11 protein-coding genes are annotated in these 16,219 nt (G+C 73.3%); 6 read left to right on the plus strand and 5 right to left on the minus strand.

The features are described 5' to 3' along the window. Nucleotides 1-173: 173 nt before the first annotated feature. From ACIQWR_RS38395 to ACIQWR_RS38405, 3 genes are all read right to left on the minus strand, one after another. The gene (locus tag ACIQWR_RS38395) at nt 174-1,382 is read right to left on the minus strand and encodes a S8 family peptidase (RefSeq protein ID WP_404019820.1); all 1,209 of its coding nucleotides are present in this window, start codon (nt 1,380-1,382) and stop codon (nt 174-176) included. Between the two features lie 916 nt (nt 1,383-2,298). After that, the gene (locus ACIQWR_RS38400) at nt 2,299-4,026 is read right to left on the minus strand and encodes a thiamine pyrophosphate-dependent enzyme (protein ID WP_404019822.1); all 1,728 of its coding nucleotides are present in this window, start codon (nt 4,024-4,026) and stop codon (nt 2,299-2,301) included. Nucleotides 4,027-4,069: 43 nt separating this feature from the next. Continuing rightward, nucleotides 4,070-5,161: a glutamate synthase-related protein gene (locus ACIQWR_RS38405; protein ID WP_404019825.1), complete on the minus strand. Its 1,092-nt coding sequence runs from the start codon at nt 5,159-5,161 to the stop codon at nt 4,070-4,072. A gap of 275 nt (nt 5,162-5,436) precedes the next feature. Between ACIQWR_RS38405 and ACIQWR_RS38410 the strand changes: the two genes are divergently transcribed. From ACIQWR_RS38410 to ACIQWR_RS38420, 3 genes are read left to right on the plus strand one after another with little or no spacing between them, the layout of a single operon-like run. Beyond that, nucleotides 5,437-7,656 carry a molybdopterin oxidoreductase family protein gene (locus ACIQWR_RS38410; protein ID WP_404019828.1) on the plus strand — a complete coding sequence of 740 codons (2,220 nt, stop codon included), beginning with the start codon at nt 5,437-5,439 and terminating at the stop codon, nt 7,654-7,656. Then, nucleotides 7,653-9,209, plus strand: a complete 1,557-nt coding sequence (locus ACIQWR_RS38415; protein WP_404019831.1) for an FAD-dependent oxidoreductase — start codon at nt 7,653-7,655, stop codon at nt 9,207-9,209. Before ACIQWR_RS38410 ends, ACIQWR_RS38415 begins: the two co-directional genes overlap by 4 nt. A 14-nt stretch (nt 9,210-9,223) precedes the next feature. After that, nucleotides 9,224-10,444, plus strand: coding sequence for an NAD(P)/FAD-dependent oxidoreductase (locus tag ACIQWR_RS38420; protein ID WP_404019833.1), 1,221 nt, complete (start codon nt 9,224-9,226; stop codon nt 10,442-10,444). Nucleotides 10,445-10,465: 21 nt separating this feature from the next. Here ACIQWR_RS38420 and ACIQWR_RS38425 read toward each other — a convergent pair whose 3' ends face one another. Then, nucleotides 10,466-10,666, minus strand: a complete 201-nt coding sequence (locus ACIQWR_RS38425; RefSeq protein WP_404019836.1) for a hypothetical protein — start codon at nt 10,664-10,666, stop codon at nt 10,466-10,468. A 100-nt stretch (nt 10,667-10,766) separates the two neighbouring features. Continuing rightward, a complete protein-coding gene (locus ACIQWR_RS38430; protein WP_404019839.1) occupies nt 10,767-12,266 on the minus strand; it encodes a cellulose binding domain-containing protein in 1,500 nt (499 codons plus the stop codon). A gap of 324 nt (nt 12,267-12,590) precedes the next feature. On the opposite strand from ACIQWR_RS38430, the gene ACIQWR_RS38435 reads away from it, so the two are divergent. Genes ACIQWR_RS38435 through ACIQWR_RS38445 form a run of 3 tightly spaced genes read left to right on the plus strand, consistent with a single transcriptional unit; the run spans nt 12,591 to nt 16,216 of the window. After that, nucleotides 12,591-14,045, plus strand: a complete 1,455-nt coding sequence (locus tag ACIQWR_RS38435; RefSeq protein ID WP_404019937.1) for an MFS transporter — start codon at nt 12,591-12,593, stop codon at nt 14,043-14,045. A 33-nt stretch (nt 14,046-14,078) separates the two neighbouring features. Continuing rightward, nucleotides 14,079-14,786 carry a response regulator transcription factor gene (locus ACIQWR_RS38440; protein WP_404019842.1) on the plus strand — a complete coding sequence of 236 codons (708 nt, stop codon included), beginning with the start codon at nt 14,079-14,081 and terminating at the stop codon, nt 14,784-14,786. Next, entirely contained in the window at nt 14,783-16,216 is a 1,434-nt protein-coding gene (locus ACIQWR_RS38445) for a sensor histidine kinase (RefSeq protein WP_404019845.1), read from the plus strand. The genes ACIQWR_RS38440 and ACIQWR_RS38445 overlap by 4 nt, the downstream gene beginning before the upstream one ends. Nucleotides 16,217-16,219 lie beyond the last annotated feature (3 nt).

Below are 16,219 nucleotides of genomic sequence, written 5' to 3' on the forward strand. Positions count from 1 at the left end.
CGCCCATCAGTTCCAGCGCATGCCGATCTTGGAGAGTTGCTCCACTCGCTCCGACGACTGACCGGAGCTGGAGGTGTTGCGCCGAACCGGCCCGCGGTCCGCCAGGTGGCCGATCGCGCCATCGGGCTGGACGCTCGCGTGCGGGAGTCGGCTCTCCTGCGTGGCGTGCCGAGTTAGAGGTCGCCCGTGTGGAGGAGCCGGTTCGGGGTGCCTGCGGGGAGGCCGGTGATGGTGTTCTTGGTGGACTGTTCGGAGAGCCATAGGCGGACGGTTTCGGTGGTGGCCGCGGGGTGGAGTTGTTTGTAGAGGGCGGCGACTCCGGCGACGTGGGGTGCTGCTTGGGAGGTGCCGCCCTGGATTTCGCTGCCGCCGCCGAGTTTCGCGGAGGTGATGTCGCCGCCCGGTGCGTAGATCCACACGCAGTCACCGACGTTGCTGGTGTCGCGTTTGGTGTCGTCGGCTTCGGTGGAGCCGACGGCGATGCTGCGTTCGGCGCTGGCGGGTGAGCGGGTGCAGGCGTCCTCGGATCCGTTTCCGGCGGACACGGTGGGGACGATGCCCTGCTCGGCGAGCCGGTTCACGGCCTCGTTGACCGTTCTGGAGAACCCTGCGCCGATGGAGATGTTGGCGACGGCCGGCTGCTGGGCGTGGAGGGCGACGTAGTCGATGCCGGCGATGACGTCGGAGAGGGCGCCGGTGTTGTCGCAGTTGAGGACACGGACAGCGGTCAGGTTGGCCTGCGGGGCGACTCCGTAGGTGCTTCCGGCCAGGATTCCGGCGACGTGGGTGCCGTGACCGTTGCAATCCTGGCCGTTGCGCCCGTCGCCCACCGCGTCGAATCCTGTGGCGACACGGCCTTCGAACTCGGCGTGCGCCAAGTCGATGCCGCTGTCGATGACGTAGGCGTTCACCCCGCTACCGGTGGCCGTCGCGTTGTACTGGCCGTCCAGGGGCAGGGCCCGCTGGTCGATGCGGTCCAGGCCCCAGCTCGCTGCTGGAGCACGCCGCCCGGAAGCGGAAGCGGGGACGGGGGCGCCGTCTGAGGGGCGCGTGCTGCTTGTCGGCGCGCCGACCACGGCGTCCTCTTCCACCGCGCGGACGCCCGGAAGGCTGCGGATGGTGTCGACCTGCGCGGTGGTGAGCGTGGCCGAGAACCCGTTGACGGCGCCGGAGTACGTGTGTCCGACCTTGACCCCTGGCACTGCCCGCAGGACATCCCGCACGGAAGCGGTGGTTTCCAGGGCGACGATGAAGCGGCCCGGGATGGCGTTCGGCGCCGTGCGCAGGGGAGCCGGCACGCTCGGCGGATCGGTGCCGACATCGACCGCAGCGTGGGCGGCCAGCGCCGGCCCGGCCAGAGCGAGCATCAGAGCCGTCGACACCCAACGCACAACAGGACGCATAGCCACTCCGGAAGCCAAGGAACTGGACATCCCGATACTGCTGACATCCCCGCCAGGGCCAAGGCAGCCACGCCCGGAACCCGCACACACGGCCCCGCATGCGGGTGAACCACCCATGGGCCGCTTGCCATGTTCGCGACGCGATCGGTGCCGGTACTGGGTGCCGCTGAGGGACGTCGCCCGTATGGCTCGGGTGGGTCGGGCCGCGGCGGCGGCGGCTTGGCGCCGCCGGTACGCCGACGACTTTCCCCGCCCCGACCGGCGGCACGGAGCTGCGCCCGCTGTTCGACCGGGCGGCGGCGGTGCGGTGGCTGCTGGCGCACGACAAGGTGGAGGTGCCCGTGGTCATGCCTGCGGCGGTGCTTGTGCTGGTCGGTGCCGGGCGCCGCACCGTCCGAGTGCAGCTGGATGACCCGCACGTGGTCCTGGCCGACGTCGCGTAAGCCGAGGGCGAGGTGTCCGGCTGGTCGACGGACGCGGATGTCGACGCCCTCGCGGTCCTGCCCTCCGCTTCAAGGAAGCGCGGGGGCTGCGGGCGCACTGGGGTGGTGGGCCGGCTGGAGATGGATGCGCAGCTGCGTCCCGCGCGGGAGCGCTGGGCGTTTGGGTCGCTGGCCGGTCTGCTGCTCGGGGTGGGGCGGCTCTTCACTCCGGCTCCGTGACCTGACGTGGCCGCGCCCCGGGGCTTCCTATTCGGGGTTTCCGGCGGTGCCTGAGATACCGCCCGCAGCCGTGGCCGACGGCCTGGAGCCGGAACGCCCCTCCGCGGACCCCGCCCCCCGTGGACGCCACCGCCCACGACCACTGACCCGTCTCGTCCGGCGGCCCTGGGAGAGCGTGCGGGAGGATCCACCACCGAATTCCCACCTCGCGGCCGACGGACGCGCGGTCCCCCTCAGCCCTGGCGGCCCGGGAGGATCTCCTTGACCTTGGCCACGGCGAACCCCCAGCCCTGTGATGCGGTCGGCCGCCCGGGGACGGCCACCTCCTCGGGGTTGGTGAGGACGTCGAGCACCACGGGTCCGGGCGTCTCCAGTGCTCGGCGCACCCCGTCGTGCAGGTCGGCCGGGTCGGTGATCCGGATTCCCGTCAGGCCCAGGGCCGTCGCGACGGCCGCGAAGTCGGGATTGTCGAGCTCGGTTCCGAACTCGGGCAGGCCCGTCTGCTCCTGTTCCAGCTTGACCATGCCCAGTCGGCGGTTGTCGAAGACGACCAGCTTCACCGGCAGTCGGTGCGTCCTGATCGTCATCAGGTCGCCGAGGAGCATGCTCAGCCCGCCGTCCCCGCACAGGGCGATGACCTGCCGTTCGGGCGCCCACAGTTGGGCGCCGAGGGCCTGGGGCATGGCGTTGGCCATGGAGCCGAGGTTGTAGGAGCCGATCACGCGGCGGTCGGCGCGCATGGTGACGAAGCGGGACAGCCAGACGGTGGCCATGCCCGTGTCGGAGGTGAACACGGCGTCGTCGTCGGCGTACGCGTCGATGGCGGCGGCCAGCGCCTCGGGACGGACCTCGTGGTCCCGGTTGTCCACGGCAGCGCGGAGCCGGCCGCTCCAGCGGTGCTCGTGCGCGGGATCCGCGAGTCGCTGCTGGCCCTCCTGCCACCGGACGAAGCGCTGGCGGGCGTCGTCCAGGTGGGCCCGGTCGGGAACCGGCTCCAGCAGCGGGAGCAGGGCCCGCAGCGTGGCGCCCACGTCGCCGGCGAGGCCGACGTCCACGGGGGTCCGGCGCCCCAGGTGGTCCTCCCGGGCGTCGATCTGGACGACTTCCACGTCCCGCGGGTACCACTTCCGGTACGGGAAGTCGGTTCCCAACATCAGCAGGGCGTCGCCGCTGTCGAGGGCGTGGACGGCGGCGGGGTTGCCGATCAGGCCGCTCTGGCCCACCTGGAAGGGGTTGTCGCCCTCGAACCCCTCCTTCGCCTTCAGGGTCAGCACCATGGGCGAGCCGAGGAGCTCGGCCAGCTCCAGGACCTCCGCGCGGGCCCCGCGGGCGCCCTGCCCGACGAGGAGGGTCACCCGGGGCGCCCGGTTCAGCAGCTCCGCGGCCCGCATGAGGGCGGGCTCGTCCGGACGCGTGACGGCGCGGTCCAGGGCGAACCGCGTGGGGCGGTCCTCGCTCACCTCACGGTCGCCCAGGTCGCCGGGGACGGTCAGGACCGCGACGCCGCCCCGCGTCACCGCGGCCCGCACGGCGGACTCCAGCAGGCGGGGCATCTGCTCCGGCGAGGTGACGGTGGCCCGGTAGACGGCGACGTCCCGGAAGAGGAGGTCGTTGTCGACCTCCTGGAAGTAGTCGCTGCCGATCTCGGCGAGGGGTACCTGACCGCAGATGGCGAGGACGGGGGCGTGGCTCTTGGCCGCGTCGTAGAGACCGTTCAGGAGGTGCACGGAGCCGGGCCCCACGGTCCCCATGCACACGCCGATGGTGCCGGACAGCTGGGACTGGGCGCCGGCGGCGAAGGCGGCGGCCTCCTCGTGCCGGCAACCGATCCACTGCGGGCCGTCGCTCGTGCGGATGGCGTCGGTCAGTGGGTTCAGGGCGTCCCCGACCACTCCGAAGACGTGTTGTACGCCCAGTTCCTCCAGTGCGTCCACGATCACGCGGGCGACGGTGCGTGCCACAAGGTGTCCCTTCTATGAGGTCAGCGGGTCCAGGAGATCCGTGTCAGCTGGCGAAGCGGTCGGGATCGGCCGCCTGCCGATCGCCTGCCCACTCCTGCGGCGGGGATGCGAGCAGTTGCCCCGGGAGGAGCCACGCGTGCAGTTCCGCGTACGAGCGGACGGTGTGCGGGTCCACGCGGTGCAGCAGCATGTGGGGGCGCAGGTCGCCCGGGCCCTCGACCCCCATCGACGCCATGATCGGCAGGGCGCTCTCGACGGTGGACCGCTGGTAGCGGCGCACGCGCTCGGCCTTGTCGCCGACGACCAGCGCGCGGGCGCGCCGCCGGTCCTGGGTGGCGACGCCGACGGGACAGGTGTTGGCGTGGCAGCGCTGCGCCTGGATGCAACCGAGCGCGAACATCATGGCGCGGGCCGCGTTGGTGTAGTCGGCGCCCTGGAGGAGGCGCTTGACGAGGTCGCCGCCGGTGGCGACCTTGCCCGAGGCGCCGATCCGGATGCGGTCGCGCAGTCCGGTGCCGACCTCCCACACCAGGTCGCCGCCGGGCCGCAGGTGGTGCTGGGACAGGTCGCCCTCGCCGGTGTCGTGGGCGAAGCCACCCAGTCGCGCACCGGTGTTCAGGGCCAGGACGGCGTTGGCGGACAGCGAACCGAAACTCATCGCCGACACGTTGAGCAGGGCCATGTCGTACGGCCGGGTGCACCCCGGCCCCCCGATCCGTACCCGGGGAGGATCGGCGCGCACGGGCCGTGGCGCCATGGACGGGGTGAGGTACTCGCTGCCGGGCCGGTAGAGGTCGAGCTCGGTGCCGAAGGGCTCCTCGGCGTCGGTGCCCTTGGCGCGCTCGTAGACGATGCTGCGGGTGTCGCGGTCGTAGGGGCGGCCGTCGACGTTCCGCTCGACGAAGTACTGCTGGACTTCCGGCCGTACCGCTTCCAGGGCGAACCGCAGGTGCCCCAGGACGGGATAGTTCCGAAGGACCGAGCGCCGTCGTTGCGCCACATCGTGCACGGCGACGAGCGCGACCAAGAGCAGCGGCCCGCCGGCGACCCACCACCAAGGCGAGACGAGGACGGCGGCGACCGACGCTCCGGCGGCCGTCGTGGTGAGCAGGGCCACCAGCAGAGTTTTCGGCACACTCCGCGTGTGTCCGGATTTCCGGCAGCCAACCCCGGACCCGCCCGTCCGCAGGATCCCTCCAGGGGTTCAGTCCAGGGGTTCCGTCCGCGCGGTGGTGGTGGGGCCGCGGGCTCGGCTTGGCGGGGATTTGGCATTTCTTATGGCGTATCAAAACTCGGCTCCGGGTAGTCCGGATCCGTGCATAGATATGTGGCAAATAGTAGCTTCTGGCCCGATATCTCCTCCGGGGCGTCCCGAAGATCCAGGCCGTCCGGACGGTCCAGGTCGTCCGCATGGCCCGGGCCGGCAAGCCGGCCGGGGGCGGGGTGCGCACGGTGACCGTCGCCTCGTCGCTCACCGCCGATCCAACGGGCGCGGCCGCCTCGCCACCTGCCGCCTCGCCGCCCGCCGACTCTCCGTCAGGGGCCGGGCCGGCCGGGCCTGCCGGGCCCGAGACCGCAACCCACTGTCCCTACTGCGCCCTCCAGTGCGCCACGCTGCTCAGCGGCGACCGGCCGGGGGTGCGGTTGCGCCCGGACCCGGCCTTCCCGGTGAGCCGCGGTCACCTCTGCCAGAAGGGTTGGACGGCCACGGCGGTCCTCGACGCGCCCGACCGGCTCACCGCACCGCTCCTGCGCGATGCCGCGGGCGAACTCGCGCCGACGGACTGGGGCCGGGCCCTGGACCACGTCGCCGGCCGGCTGCGGAGCATCCGAGCCGCCCACGGCCCCGACGCCGTCGCCGTCCTCGGCGGTGGCGGACTCACCAACGAAAAGGCCTACCTGCTGGGCAAATTCGCCCGCCTGGCCCTCGGCACCGGCCGCATCGACTACAACGGCCGCTTCTGCATGGCCGCCGCCGCCGTCGCCGCGCAGGCCGCCTTCGGCGTCGACCGCGGCCTGCCCTTCCCGGTCACCGACCTGGACGAGGCCGACGTCGTCCTGCTCGCCGGAGCCAACCCGGCCGACACCATGCCGCCCCTGATGCGGCACCTTGAGCGGGCCGACCTGATCGTCATCGACCCCCGCCCCACCCGTACGGCCGCCACCGCCGCCCTGCACCTGAGGCCGGTGCCCGGCACCGACCTGGCCGTGGCCCTCGGGATGTTCCACCTCGCCGTCAGCGAAGGGCTGCTGGACACGGCGTACGTCGCCGAGCGCACCCACGGCTTCGACGGGACCTGGGCCCGCGCCTGCGCCTGGTGGCCCGAGCGCGTGGAAGCGGTCACCGGCGTCCCCGCCGGCGAACTGCGCACCGCCGTGCGGATGTTGGCGGCCGCCCCCAAGAGCTACGTACTGACCGGGCGCGGCGCCGAACAGCACAGCAAGGGAACGGACACGGTGGCCGCGTTCGCCAACCTCGCGCTCGCGCTCGGGCTGCCGGGCCGCCCCGGCCGCGGCTTCGGTACCCTGACCGGCCAGGGCAATGGCCAGGGTGGCCGCGAAATGGGCCAGAAGGCAGGGCAGTTGCCCGGGTGCCGCTCCCTGTCGGATCCTGCCGACCGGGCCCATGTGGCCGGCGTCTGGGGCGTCGACCCGGGCCGGCTCCCCGCCCCGCCGTCCGGCACCGCCCCCGGCGCGTACGAGATCCTCGACGCCATCGGCACCCCCGGCGGCCCTCGGGCCCTGCTCGTCTTCGGCTGCAACCCGGCGGCCTCGGCCCCCGACTCCGCCAGGATCGCCGACCGGTTGGCGCAGTTGGAGCTCCTCGTGGTCGCGGACTTCGTGCCCTCCGACACCGCGATGGCCGCCGACGTGGTCCTGCCCGTCGCGCAGTGGGCCGAGGAGGAAGGTACGGTGACCAACCTGGAAGGCAGGGTCCTGCGCCGGCGCAGGCTGCTCGACCCGCCCGCCGGGGTGCGCCCCGACACGGCTGTCATCGCCGAACTGGCCGTGCGGCTGGGCGAGCCGGCCGCGCACTACGCGGCCGAACCGCGCGAGGTCTTCGAGGAGTTGCGAGAGGCGACCCGTGGCGCGCCCGCCGACTACTCGGGCATCGACTACGCTCGACTGGACGCCGGTGAAACGCTGTACTGGCCCTGCCCGGAGGGCAGTTCCGGAACCCCGCGCATGTTCCTCGACCGGTTCGCGCACGCCGACGGGCGGGCCCGCTTCACCCCCGTCGAACACCAGGAGGCCGCCGAACGGCCCTGTGGCCGGTACCCGTTGTTCGCGACGACCGGACGCGTCCTCGCCCACTACCAGACCGGTTCGCAGACCCGGCGCGTCGCTGAACTGGTGGACGCCGTCCCGGAACCCTTCGTGCAAGTGCACCCCGACACCGCGGCGGCCTCCGGACTGGCCGACGGTCAGATCGCCCGGATCGTCTCCGCCCGCGGCAGCGCGGTGGCCGCGGTGCGCTACGACGCGGGGATGAGGACCGACACGGTCTTCGTGCCCTTCCACTTCCGGGGCGCCGGACGGGCCAACCTCTTCACCCACGCGGCGTTGGACCCCCGCAGCGGGATGCCCGAGTTCAAAGTGTGCGCGGTACGCCTGGAGGTCACCTCGTGAACCGACCCACCGAGGACCGTGTGCAGGGCGGCCGGGGCGCGGGCATCGTGGTCGTGGGGTACGGTCCCGCCGCGCACCGGCTGGTCGAACGGCTCGCCCACCACGGATCGATCGCGCCGGTCACCGTGCTCGGCGCGGAGCTCGAACCGGCCTACAACCGTCCCCTGCTCACCGCCGTACTGGACGGTTCCCTGCCCGCCGGATCCTTGCGGCTGCCCGCACCGCCCCCGACCACCGTCGTACGGCTCGGGGTCCGGGCCGTGACCCTCGACACCCGTGGCCGCCGGGTCCACACGGACGACGGCGACCGCGTGCCCTACGACCGGCTCGTCCTGGCGACCGGCGCCGCTCCCGTCGTGCCGGACCTGCCCTGGGCCCGCCGCTCCGACGGCCGGCTGGTCGACGGCGTACGGCCGCTGCGGACCCTGGCCGACGCCGACCCGCACGGCGACGGGACCGATCCGCACACGAGGACGACGGCGAGGACGACGGCGACGGCGTCGGCGGTCATCGGCGGGGGAGCCCTCGGCGTGGAGGCGGCCCTGGCCCTGCGCCGGCGCGGCCACCGGGTGGCTCTGGTCCACCGCGGACCGTACCCCCTGGACCAGCACCTCGATCCGCGCGGGGGAGCGGCCCTCGTCGGCCGGTTGACCGCCCTCGGCGTCGACGTCCGGACCGGACGCACCGTCCGGAGCCGCGCGCCGGGTCTGCTCACCCTCGACGACGGCAGCCCGGTCGACGCCGACCAGGTCCTGCTGTGCGTCGGGGCGCGCCCGCGCACGGATCTGGCCCGCGCGGCCGGGTTGGCGGTCGCCGCCGGTGTCCTCGTCGACCACCTCCTGCGCACCAGCGACGCCCGGATCCACGCGATCGGCGACTGCGCGGAACCGCTCGACGGCGGTGGTCCCTTCGACCGCGGCGGTCCCCTCGTCGGCCCGGGCCCGACCGTGCGGGCACCCGCCGGAGGGTTCGCGTCGGCCTGGGAACAGGCGGAGGCGCTGGCCGTGCTGCTCACCGGCGGACGCACGCCCCCGCCGTCCGGTCCCCGGGGAGTGCTGCGGATCAAGGCCGAGGAACTGGACCTGATGCGGGTCGGCACCCCGACGGGCGCGGACGAGACGATCGTGCTCGGTGACGCCGCCCGGGGGCGCTACGCACGCCTGTCCTTGCGGGGCGGGCGGCTGACCGGTGCGGAGACGATCGGCCTGGGCCGGGCCGCGGCCGACGTGGTCCGCCTCCACGACGGTCGGACTCCGGTGCCTGCGGACCGGCTCGCGCTGCTGCTGGGCCGGACTCCCGCGTACGCGGCCGCACCACGGCCGGCGACCGCCGTGCTGTGCCACTGCAACACCACCACCGGCAACGCCCTGGCCGCCGCCTGGCGGGCCGGTGCCCGCACCCCGGAGGCGCTGGGGGAGGCCACGCGGGCGGGAACCGGTTGCGGCGGCTGCCGGGCCGACCTCCGCGACCTGTGCGAGGCCTGGGAACGCGGAGGAGCCCCCGACACGGTGACGAACGACGACGCACGCCCGCAGGAGGTGGGTCAGCGATGACACGGGTGAAACGGGTGAAACGGGTTCTCGTCGTGGTCGGCCACGGAATGGTCGGCCACCGCCTGGTGCAGGAGGTGCGGGAGCGCGACCGGGCGGACGACTGGCGGGTCGTGGTGCTCGCCGCGGAATCGCACGCCGCCTACGACCGGATCGCCCTGTCCGCTTACGCCCGCGGCGCCGACCCGACCGAACTGGTCCTGGACGGAGCCTCGTTCACCGCGGACGACCGGGTCGAGGTCCGCCGCGCGACACCGGTGACCCGGATCGACCGGGTGGCGGCGGCCGTCGTCACGGCGGACGGCGCGCGGACGCCGTACGACGCGCTGGTGCTGGCCACGGGGGCGCGCCCCTTCGTGCCGCCGGTACCCGGACACGACCTGCCGGGCTGCCACGTGTACCGCACGCTCGACGACGTCGCCGCGATCCGCGAACGAGCCCGCTCCGGCCGGCCCGCCGTGGTGATCGGAGGCGGTCTGCTCGGTGTGGAGGCGGCGGGAGCCCTCGCCGCGCTCGGGATGTTCCCCGAGGTGGTGGAGGCCGCCCCGTGGCTGATGGCCGTACAACTGGACGAGGGCGGGGGCCGTTTGCTGGGCCGTCTGGTCGACGGCCTGGGCGTGCGCCCGCGGTGCGGCATCGGGCTCAGCTCGGTCGACGCGGGCGCCGACGGCCGGGTGCGGTCGGTGACCCTGGCCGACGGCCAGGTCGTCCCCGCCGACCTGGTGGTCTTCGCCACCGGAGTCCGGCCGTGCGACGAACTCGCGGTGGACGCGGACCTGCCCACCGGTGAGCGCGGCGGCTTCCTCGTGGATGCGCGTTGCCGGACACCGGACCCGCGGGTGTGGGCCGTCGGGGACTGCGCGGCGGTCGAGGGACGCTGCCACGGGCTGGTGGCCCCGGGGTACCGGATGGCCGCGATGGTCGCCCGGGAACTGTGCGACGACGGTGACGGGGGCGCCTTCACCGACCCCGACCTTTCCACGAAGCTCAAGCTCCTCGGGGTGGAGGTGGGCAGCTTCGGCGACGCCCACGCCCGGAGCGAGGGCGCCATGGAGTTCATCCGCAGCGACCGGGGCGGAGCCCGCTACGCCAAGCTCGTCCTGGACGGCGAGACGGGTGCCCTGCTGGGCGGCGTCCTGGCCGGGGACACCGCCGCGTACGCGACCCTGCACTCCTTGCTCGGCAGCCCACTGCCCGGCCCTCCGCACGAACTCCTCGACCCCGCCTGCCCGTTGTGATCTGTGCCCTGACCAGACACGTCAGCAAAAGGTCTTGGCCTCTCCGCGGCCGCGGGCTCCCCTCTCGGCTCTCGTCGGGCAGGGGTACGCTGCCCTGATGACGCCGTCGCGTCCGCGCGCGGCGTCCCGCAGGAACTCCACGCAGGCGGCGGTGAGATCGTGCACGGACTCCCTGGAGCCGGTCGTCACGTCGATGGCTCGTGTGGTGAAAGCGTCTGCCATGGATCCATCCTCGCGCGGGACGGCGCGACCTCCCAGCGGTAGCTGGGGGAGAGGTGCCGTGCCGGGCGCCGTGACACGGTGAACCTTTCCGGTCACAGCGCTAGCGGAGCGCTGCGAACGCCTTCGTGAAGGCGAGCGGCTGCTGCGCGATCGAACTGCACGTCGGTTCGGCGTGGTTCACCTCGCCCGCCGGGCACTGCTGGTCACGGGTCGCGGACCACATCGCCAGCCGTCCGATCCCCTTCGCCTTCGCGAAGTCCACGAGCTGTACCGCGTCGGAGAGGGTGAAGACCTCGCTCGCGACGTCGTTGACGCCGATCATCGGCGTGACGGCGACCGCCTTCCACGCGGCCGCGTCCGAGAGCCCCAGCACCCCCTTGACCTGTGCCTGCGTGGCCGTGGCGGCCTGGATCGCGTACTGCCCCATGTCACCGCCGTACGCGGGCCCGTAGTCCATCGCCATGATGTTGACGCCGTCGATCCGGACCCCGGCCCGCTTGGTGTCGGCCAGTAGCGCCACACCCGGCTGGGTGAGGCCCTCCGGCATCACGGGCAGGGTGAACGCCACGTCCAGACCCGGGTGCGACTTCTGCAGCGCGGCGATGGCCTGGGCGCGGCGGGCGTTCGCCGCGGTATCGGGCAGTGCGGCGCCCTCGATGTCGAAGTCGACCTTGGTCAGCCGGTACTGGTCGATGACCTTGCCGTACGCCGCCGCCAGTTCGGTGGCGCTCGCGCAGTTCAGCGCCAGTTCGTGCCCGGCGGCGCCGCCGAAGGAGACCCGTACGTCGCCGCCCTTGGCCCGCAGCGCGCCGATCTGCCCGGCGACCTTGTCGTCCGCCAGGCCGGTGACACCGCCCCACAGGGGCGAGCAGCCGCCGCCGGAGGTGATGAAGGCGAGGTGGAACTCCTTCACCCCCGTCTTGGCGGCGGTGTCGAGCAGGTCGTAGGCCGGATACAGGGAAGTGTCCACGTACGGGGCGAATCGCGCCCCGCCGGCGGAGGGGGTGCCGGTGGCGGGCGGGGGAGCAGTGGGCTTGGTCGCGGTCGGCGTCGGCGTCCCGGCCGGGGTGGGCCGGGTGGACGGCGCGGAGGAGGCGGGGGCGCTCGCGGTCGCCGTCGGAGCGGCGGTGGGGCGGCCGCCGGGCGGGGGCGTCGCGCCCTGGTCCACCGAGCACTTCACCCCGTTGATCCGGCAGGCCGTCGGGTTTCCGGGTTCGGCGCCGCCGCTCGTGACGAAGCCCACCGTGACGGAGGCTCCCGCAGCGAGCTCCTTGTTCCACCCGGCGGGCTTCACGGTGACGTGCTGACCGCTGACGGTGTGGGTGCCGTTCCAGAGGGAGTCGATCCTCGTCCCGGCGGGCAGGTCGAACTGCAGGGTCCAATCCGGCTGGGTCTGTCCGGTGTTGTTGGTGATGACGTACTGCCCGGTGTAACCGCCGCTCCACGAAGCGGACTTCGTGTACACGGCTCCGACGGACGCGGCCTGCGCGCTGCCGGTGAAGACGAAGGCGGCGCCGCCGATCACCGCCGCCACCGCGATCGCTCCGGTGGTCTTCGCCTTCTTGCTCGCCGTGCGCCGGTGCCCGGTCGTACTGCCCATCGTGTGCCTGCCTCTGGTGTCTCTCGGGGGTCTGGTGTGGCAGCACGCTAGCCGCCCCGAAACGGACATTCATTCGATTCGGGGCGGCGGGTGTGAGTCTTAGGTTCCGCTTAAGGGAGAGGTAAGCGGGCCCTCAGGTAGGGGCGCGCGGAGCTTCCCGAGCGCGGTCCGGCCTTCACGCCTTCTTGGAGGGCGCTTTCTTAGCGGGACGTTAGATCTGAGAGGCGGTCATTGTCCGGCGGCGGGGGAGGAAGCATGCTCTGGGCACTCACCGCCCGTTCCCGCTCCCGCCCCCGCCCCGCCGGGGTCTCGCCTGGAGGCGCCATGTCCCCGTCCGTCGCCGTCCCCGCAGCACCGCTCGCGGACGAACGCAAGAAGCGCCGCATCGCCCTGGTCGGCGGATCGCTCGGCAACCTCGTCGAGTGGTACGACTGGTTCGTCTACGCCAGCTTCGCGATCTACTTCGCCGACTCCTTCTTCCCCGGGGACAACCCGACCACGCAGCTGATGAACACCGCGGGGATCTTCGCGGTCGGCTTCCTCATGCGGCCCGTCGGCGGGTGGATCCTCGGCCGGGCCGCCGACCGGAACGGACGCAAGAGCGCGCTCACGCTCACCGTGACCATGATGTCCGTGGCCGCCCTGCTGATCGCCGTCGCCCCGACCTACGGTCAGGCCGGATACTTCGGCGCCCTCGTACTGCTGCTCGCCCGCCTGCTCCAGGGCATGAGCATCGGCGGCGAGTACGCGGCCAGCGCGACCTACCTCACCGAGGCCTCGGCACGGAACCGGCGGGGCCTCGGCTCCTCGTTCCAGTACGTGTCGATGACCTGCGGCCAGCTCCTCGGCCTGGGGATGCTCATCACGATGCAACACACCCTGACCGCAGCTCAGTTGAGCAGCTGGGGCTGGCGGATCCCCTTCGTCCTCGGGGCGCTGTTCGCGGTGGTCGTCTTCTGGATCCGGCGCCGCCTCCCGGAGACCGACGCGTTCAAGGAGGAGGCGGCGGACGGGTCGGCCTCCGACGACAGCGCGCGCGGCACCCTCAAGGTCCTGTGGCAGCACCGGCGCCAGGCGGGGCTGGTCATGGCGCTCACCCTCGGCGGGACCGTCGCCTACTACACCTACACCACCTACCTCACCAAGTACCTCGTCGGCAGCGCCGGGATGCCGAAGACGACGGCCACGCTGGTCAGCTTCACCGCGCTGGCGCTCTTCGCCGTGCTGCAGCCCTTCGCCGGGATGCTGTCCGACCGGATCGGGCGGCGGCCCCTGCTGATCACCTTCGCCGTGGGCTGCACCGTCGGCACGTACCCGATCATGACGGCCCTCGGGTCCGCGTCCTCGTACTGGTCCGCGCTCGGCCTGTCCCTTCTCGCCCTGGTGATCGTCACCGGCTACACCTCGATCAACGCGGCCGTCAAGGCGGAGCTGTTCCCGACCCGGGTGCGGGCCCTGGGTGTGGCGCTGCCGTACGCGATCGCCAACGCGCTCTTCGGTGGCACGGCCGAGTACGTCGCCCTGTGGTTCAAGAGCGGCGGCCACGAGAAGCTGTTCTTCTGGTACGTCTCCGGGTGCGCGCTGATCTCCCTCGTGACGTACGTCCTGATGCCCGACACCCGCCATGCCGTGCTCAGCCGCGCCGAGGCCGAGGCCGACGGCGGGACCACCGCCGATACGGGCGACGGGGACCGGCGGCCGGAACCGGGGCGGCCGAGGGCGTCCGCCGAGGCCGCGCGTGAAGGCGGCGCCGGTGACCAGGGGCGGGCCCTCGCGTAAGCTGCTGGTCCGGGATCGGGGTCAGGACTGCCTATGCACGCGCTGCTCGTCGAGGACGATGACCGCATGGCCCAGGCCCTCGGCACCGCCCTCGCCCAGCGCGGCCACACCGTCCGCCGTGTCGGCCGGGCCCTGGACGCCCTGCTGCACCTGCGCGAGGCCGAGTTCGTCCTCCTCGACCTGGGCCTGCCCGACCTGGACGGGCTCGAACTGCTGCGGCGGCTGCGCACGGTCTGCGACGTGCCGCTGATCGTGGTGACCGCGCGGTGCGAGGAGCGCGACGTCCTGCAGGGGCTGCGGGCGGGAGCCGACGACTACGTCGTCAAACCGTTCCGGATGGCCGAGCTGATGGCCCGCATCGACACCGTACGCCGCCGCGCGGGCCGGCGCTCCGGCCGCCCCGACGGGGATGCCGTGCGCGGCGATGGCAGGGTCGTGCGCACCGGGGACGTGGAGGTGGACCCGGCGGGCCGGACCGTGGCCGTCGCGGGCGTCGAAGTCCAGCTCACACGACGGGAGTTCGACGTACTCGCCTTCCTCGCCGCGCGCCCGGACGAGGTGCACTCCCGCGAGGAGATCCTCGACCGCATCTGGGGTGACGCCTTCCTCGGCACCTCCCGCTCGCTGGACGTGCACGTGGCCGGTATCCGCGCCAAGACCGGACGCTCTCAACTGGTGCGCACAGTGCGGGGGTTCGGCTACCAGCTCGGCTGCCCCACCGCCGCGGACCCGGCGCCGTGAGGCGCAGGCTGCTGGCCGTGCTGCTGGTGCTCATGGGCGCCGCGACGCTGCTGCTCTGTCTGCCGCTGGCGGATGCCTACGCACGCGGACGGACCGAGCACATGCTGCTGCAACGCCGCTCGGAGGCCGTACGGTTCGCCGACCTCGCCGAGCGGATGCGCACCGGGGCCGACCGCTGCGAACTCTCCGCCGAGATCGGCCGGTACGCGCAGCTGTACGGAGCCACGGTGGCCGTGGTGGACACGTCGGGCCGGACGGTGGCCCGGGCCGGAACGACCGGATCCCTGGGGGAGGGGGCGGGCCCGGAGTCCTCCGGCGCGGTGGCGGAGGCCCGGGGCCGGGCCCTCACCGGCCGGTCCACCGACCGGTTGCCGACCATCCGGCCCTGGGGGCCGGGTTCCGTGGTGCTGGCCGAGCCGGTGGGCCGTGACGAGCGGGTGAGCGGGGCCGTGCTGATGGCCCTGCCGACCGGGGCGGCCCGCCGGGACGTCACGGCGCGGTGGTCGCTGATCGGCGCCGGAGCGCTCGCCGCCTTCGCGGCGGCCGCACTGGTCGCGGCCGGGATCGCACGCTGGCTGCTGCGCCCGGTCAGGGACCTGGATCGGGCGGTGGAGGGCCTGACCGCGGGCAGTCTCCAGGCGCGGGCCGTCTCCGACACGGGCCCGCCCGAACTGCGGCACCTCCGACGGCATTTCAACATCATGGCGCAGGCCGTCGCGGATTCCCTCGTCCGTCAGCGCGACTTCGTCGCCGACGCCTCCCACCAACTGCGCAATCCGCTGGCCACGTTGGTGCTGCAGATGGAGAACGTCGAGCCGTACGTCGCTCCCGGGCCCGGCCTGGCCGAGCACGGCCGCGCCCTGGACGAGGCGGCACGGCTGGAGGAACTGCTCGACGGGCTGCTGGCCCTGGCGCGGGTGGAGTCGGGTACGGCGGAGCTGAGGGACCAGGACGCCGCGCGGGCCGTACAGGACCGGATGGCGGCCTGGAGCCCGGTGTTCCACGACGCCGGGCTGCGTCTGGGGCCGGAGCCGGAGCCGGAGCCGGGGCCGAAAGCGGCGGCCCACGGTCCTTCCGGGAGTCTGCTGGTCCGGGCCCTGCCGGACGCGGTGGGCCGGGTCCTGGACGCGCTCCTCGACAACGCCGTGAAGTTCGTTCCGCCCGGCGGCAGCGTCGAGGTGAGCGTCTCGCGCGCCGCCGACGGGGATGTCGTGGTGCGGGTCGGCGACGACGGCCCCGGCGTGCCCGATGACCAACTGCCGCTGCTGCTCCGGCGCTTCGCGCGGTCCCCGGAGCACCAGAACGTCCGGGGCAGCGGGCTGGGGCTCGCCATCGCCGAGGAGATCGCGCGGAGCAGCGGTGGCGGTCTCCGGGCCACCGGGAACACGCCGCACGGACTGGTCCTCGAACTGCGGCTGCCCGCCCCGTGAGGG

It is taken from the genome of Streptomyces sp. NPDC098789, from assembly GCF_044759975.1.
In the GTDB taxonomy this organism is placed as follows: Bacteria; Actinomycetota; Actinomycetes; order Streptomycetales; family Streptomycetaceae; genus Streptomyces.

Bases quoted from the DNA above. Each gene is read 5' to 3' on its own strand.
- ACIQWR_RS38410 (WP_404019828.1), top strand. From the start codon at position 5,437: ATGGCCCGGGCCGGCAAGCCGGCCGGGGGCGGGGTGCGCACGGTGACC.
- ACIQWR_RS38425 (WP_404019836.1), bottom strand. From the start codon at position 10,666: ATGGCAGACGCTTTCACCACACGAGCCATCGACGTGACGACCGGCTCC.
- ACIQWR_RS38430 (WP_404019839.1), bottom strand. From the start codon at position 12,266: ATGGGCAGTACGACCGGGCACCGGCGCACGGCGAGCAAGAAGGCGAAG.
- ACIQWR_RS38435 (WP_404019937.1), top strand. From the start codon at position 12,591: ATGTCCCCGTCCGTCGCCGTCCCCGCAGCACCGCTCGCGGACGAACGC.
- ACIQWR_RS38440 (WP_404019842.1), top strand. From the start codon at position 14,079: ATGCACGCGCTGCTCGTCGAGGACGATGACCGCATGGCCCAGGCCCTC.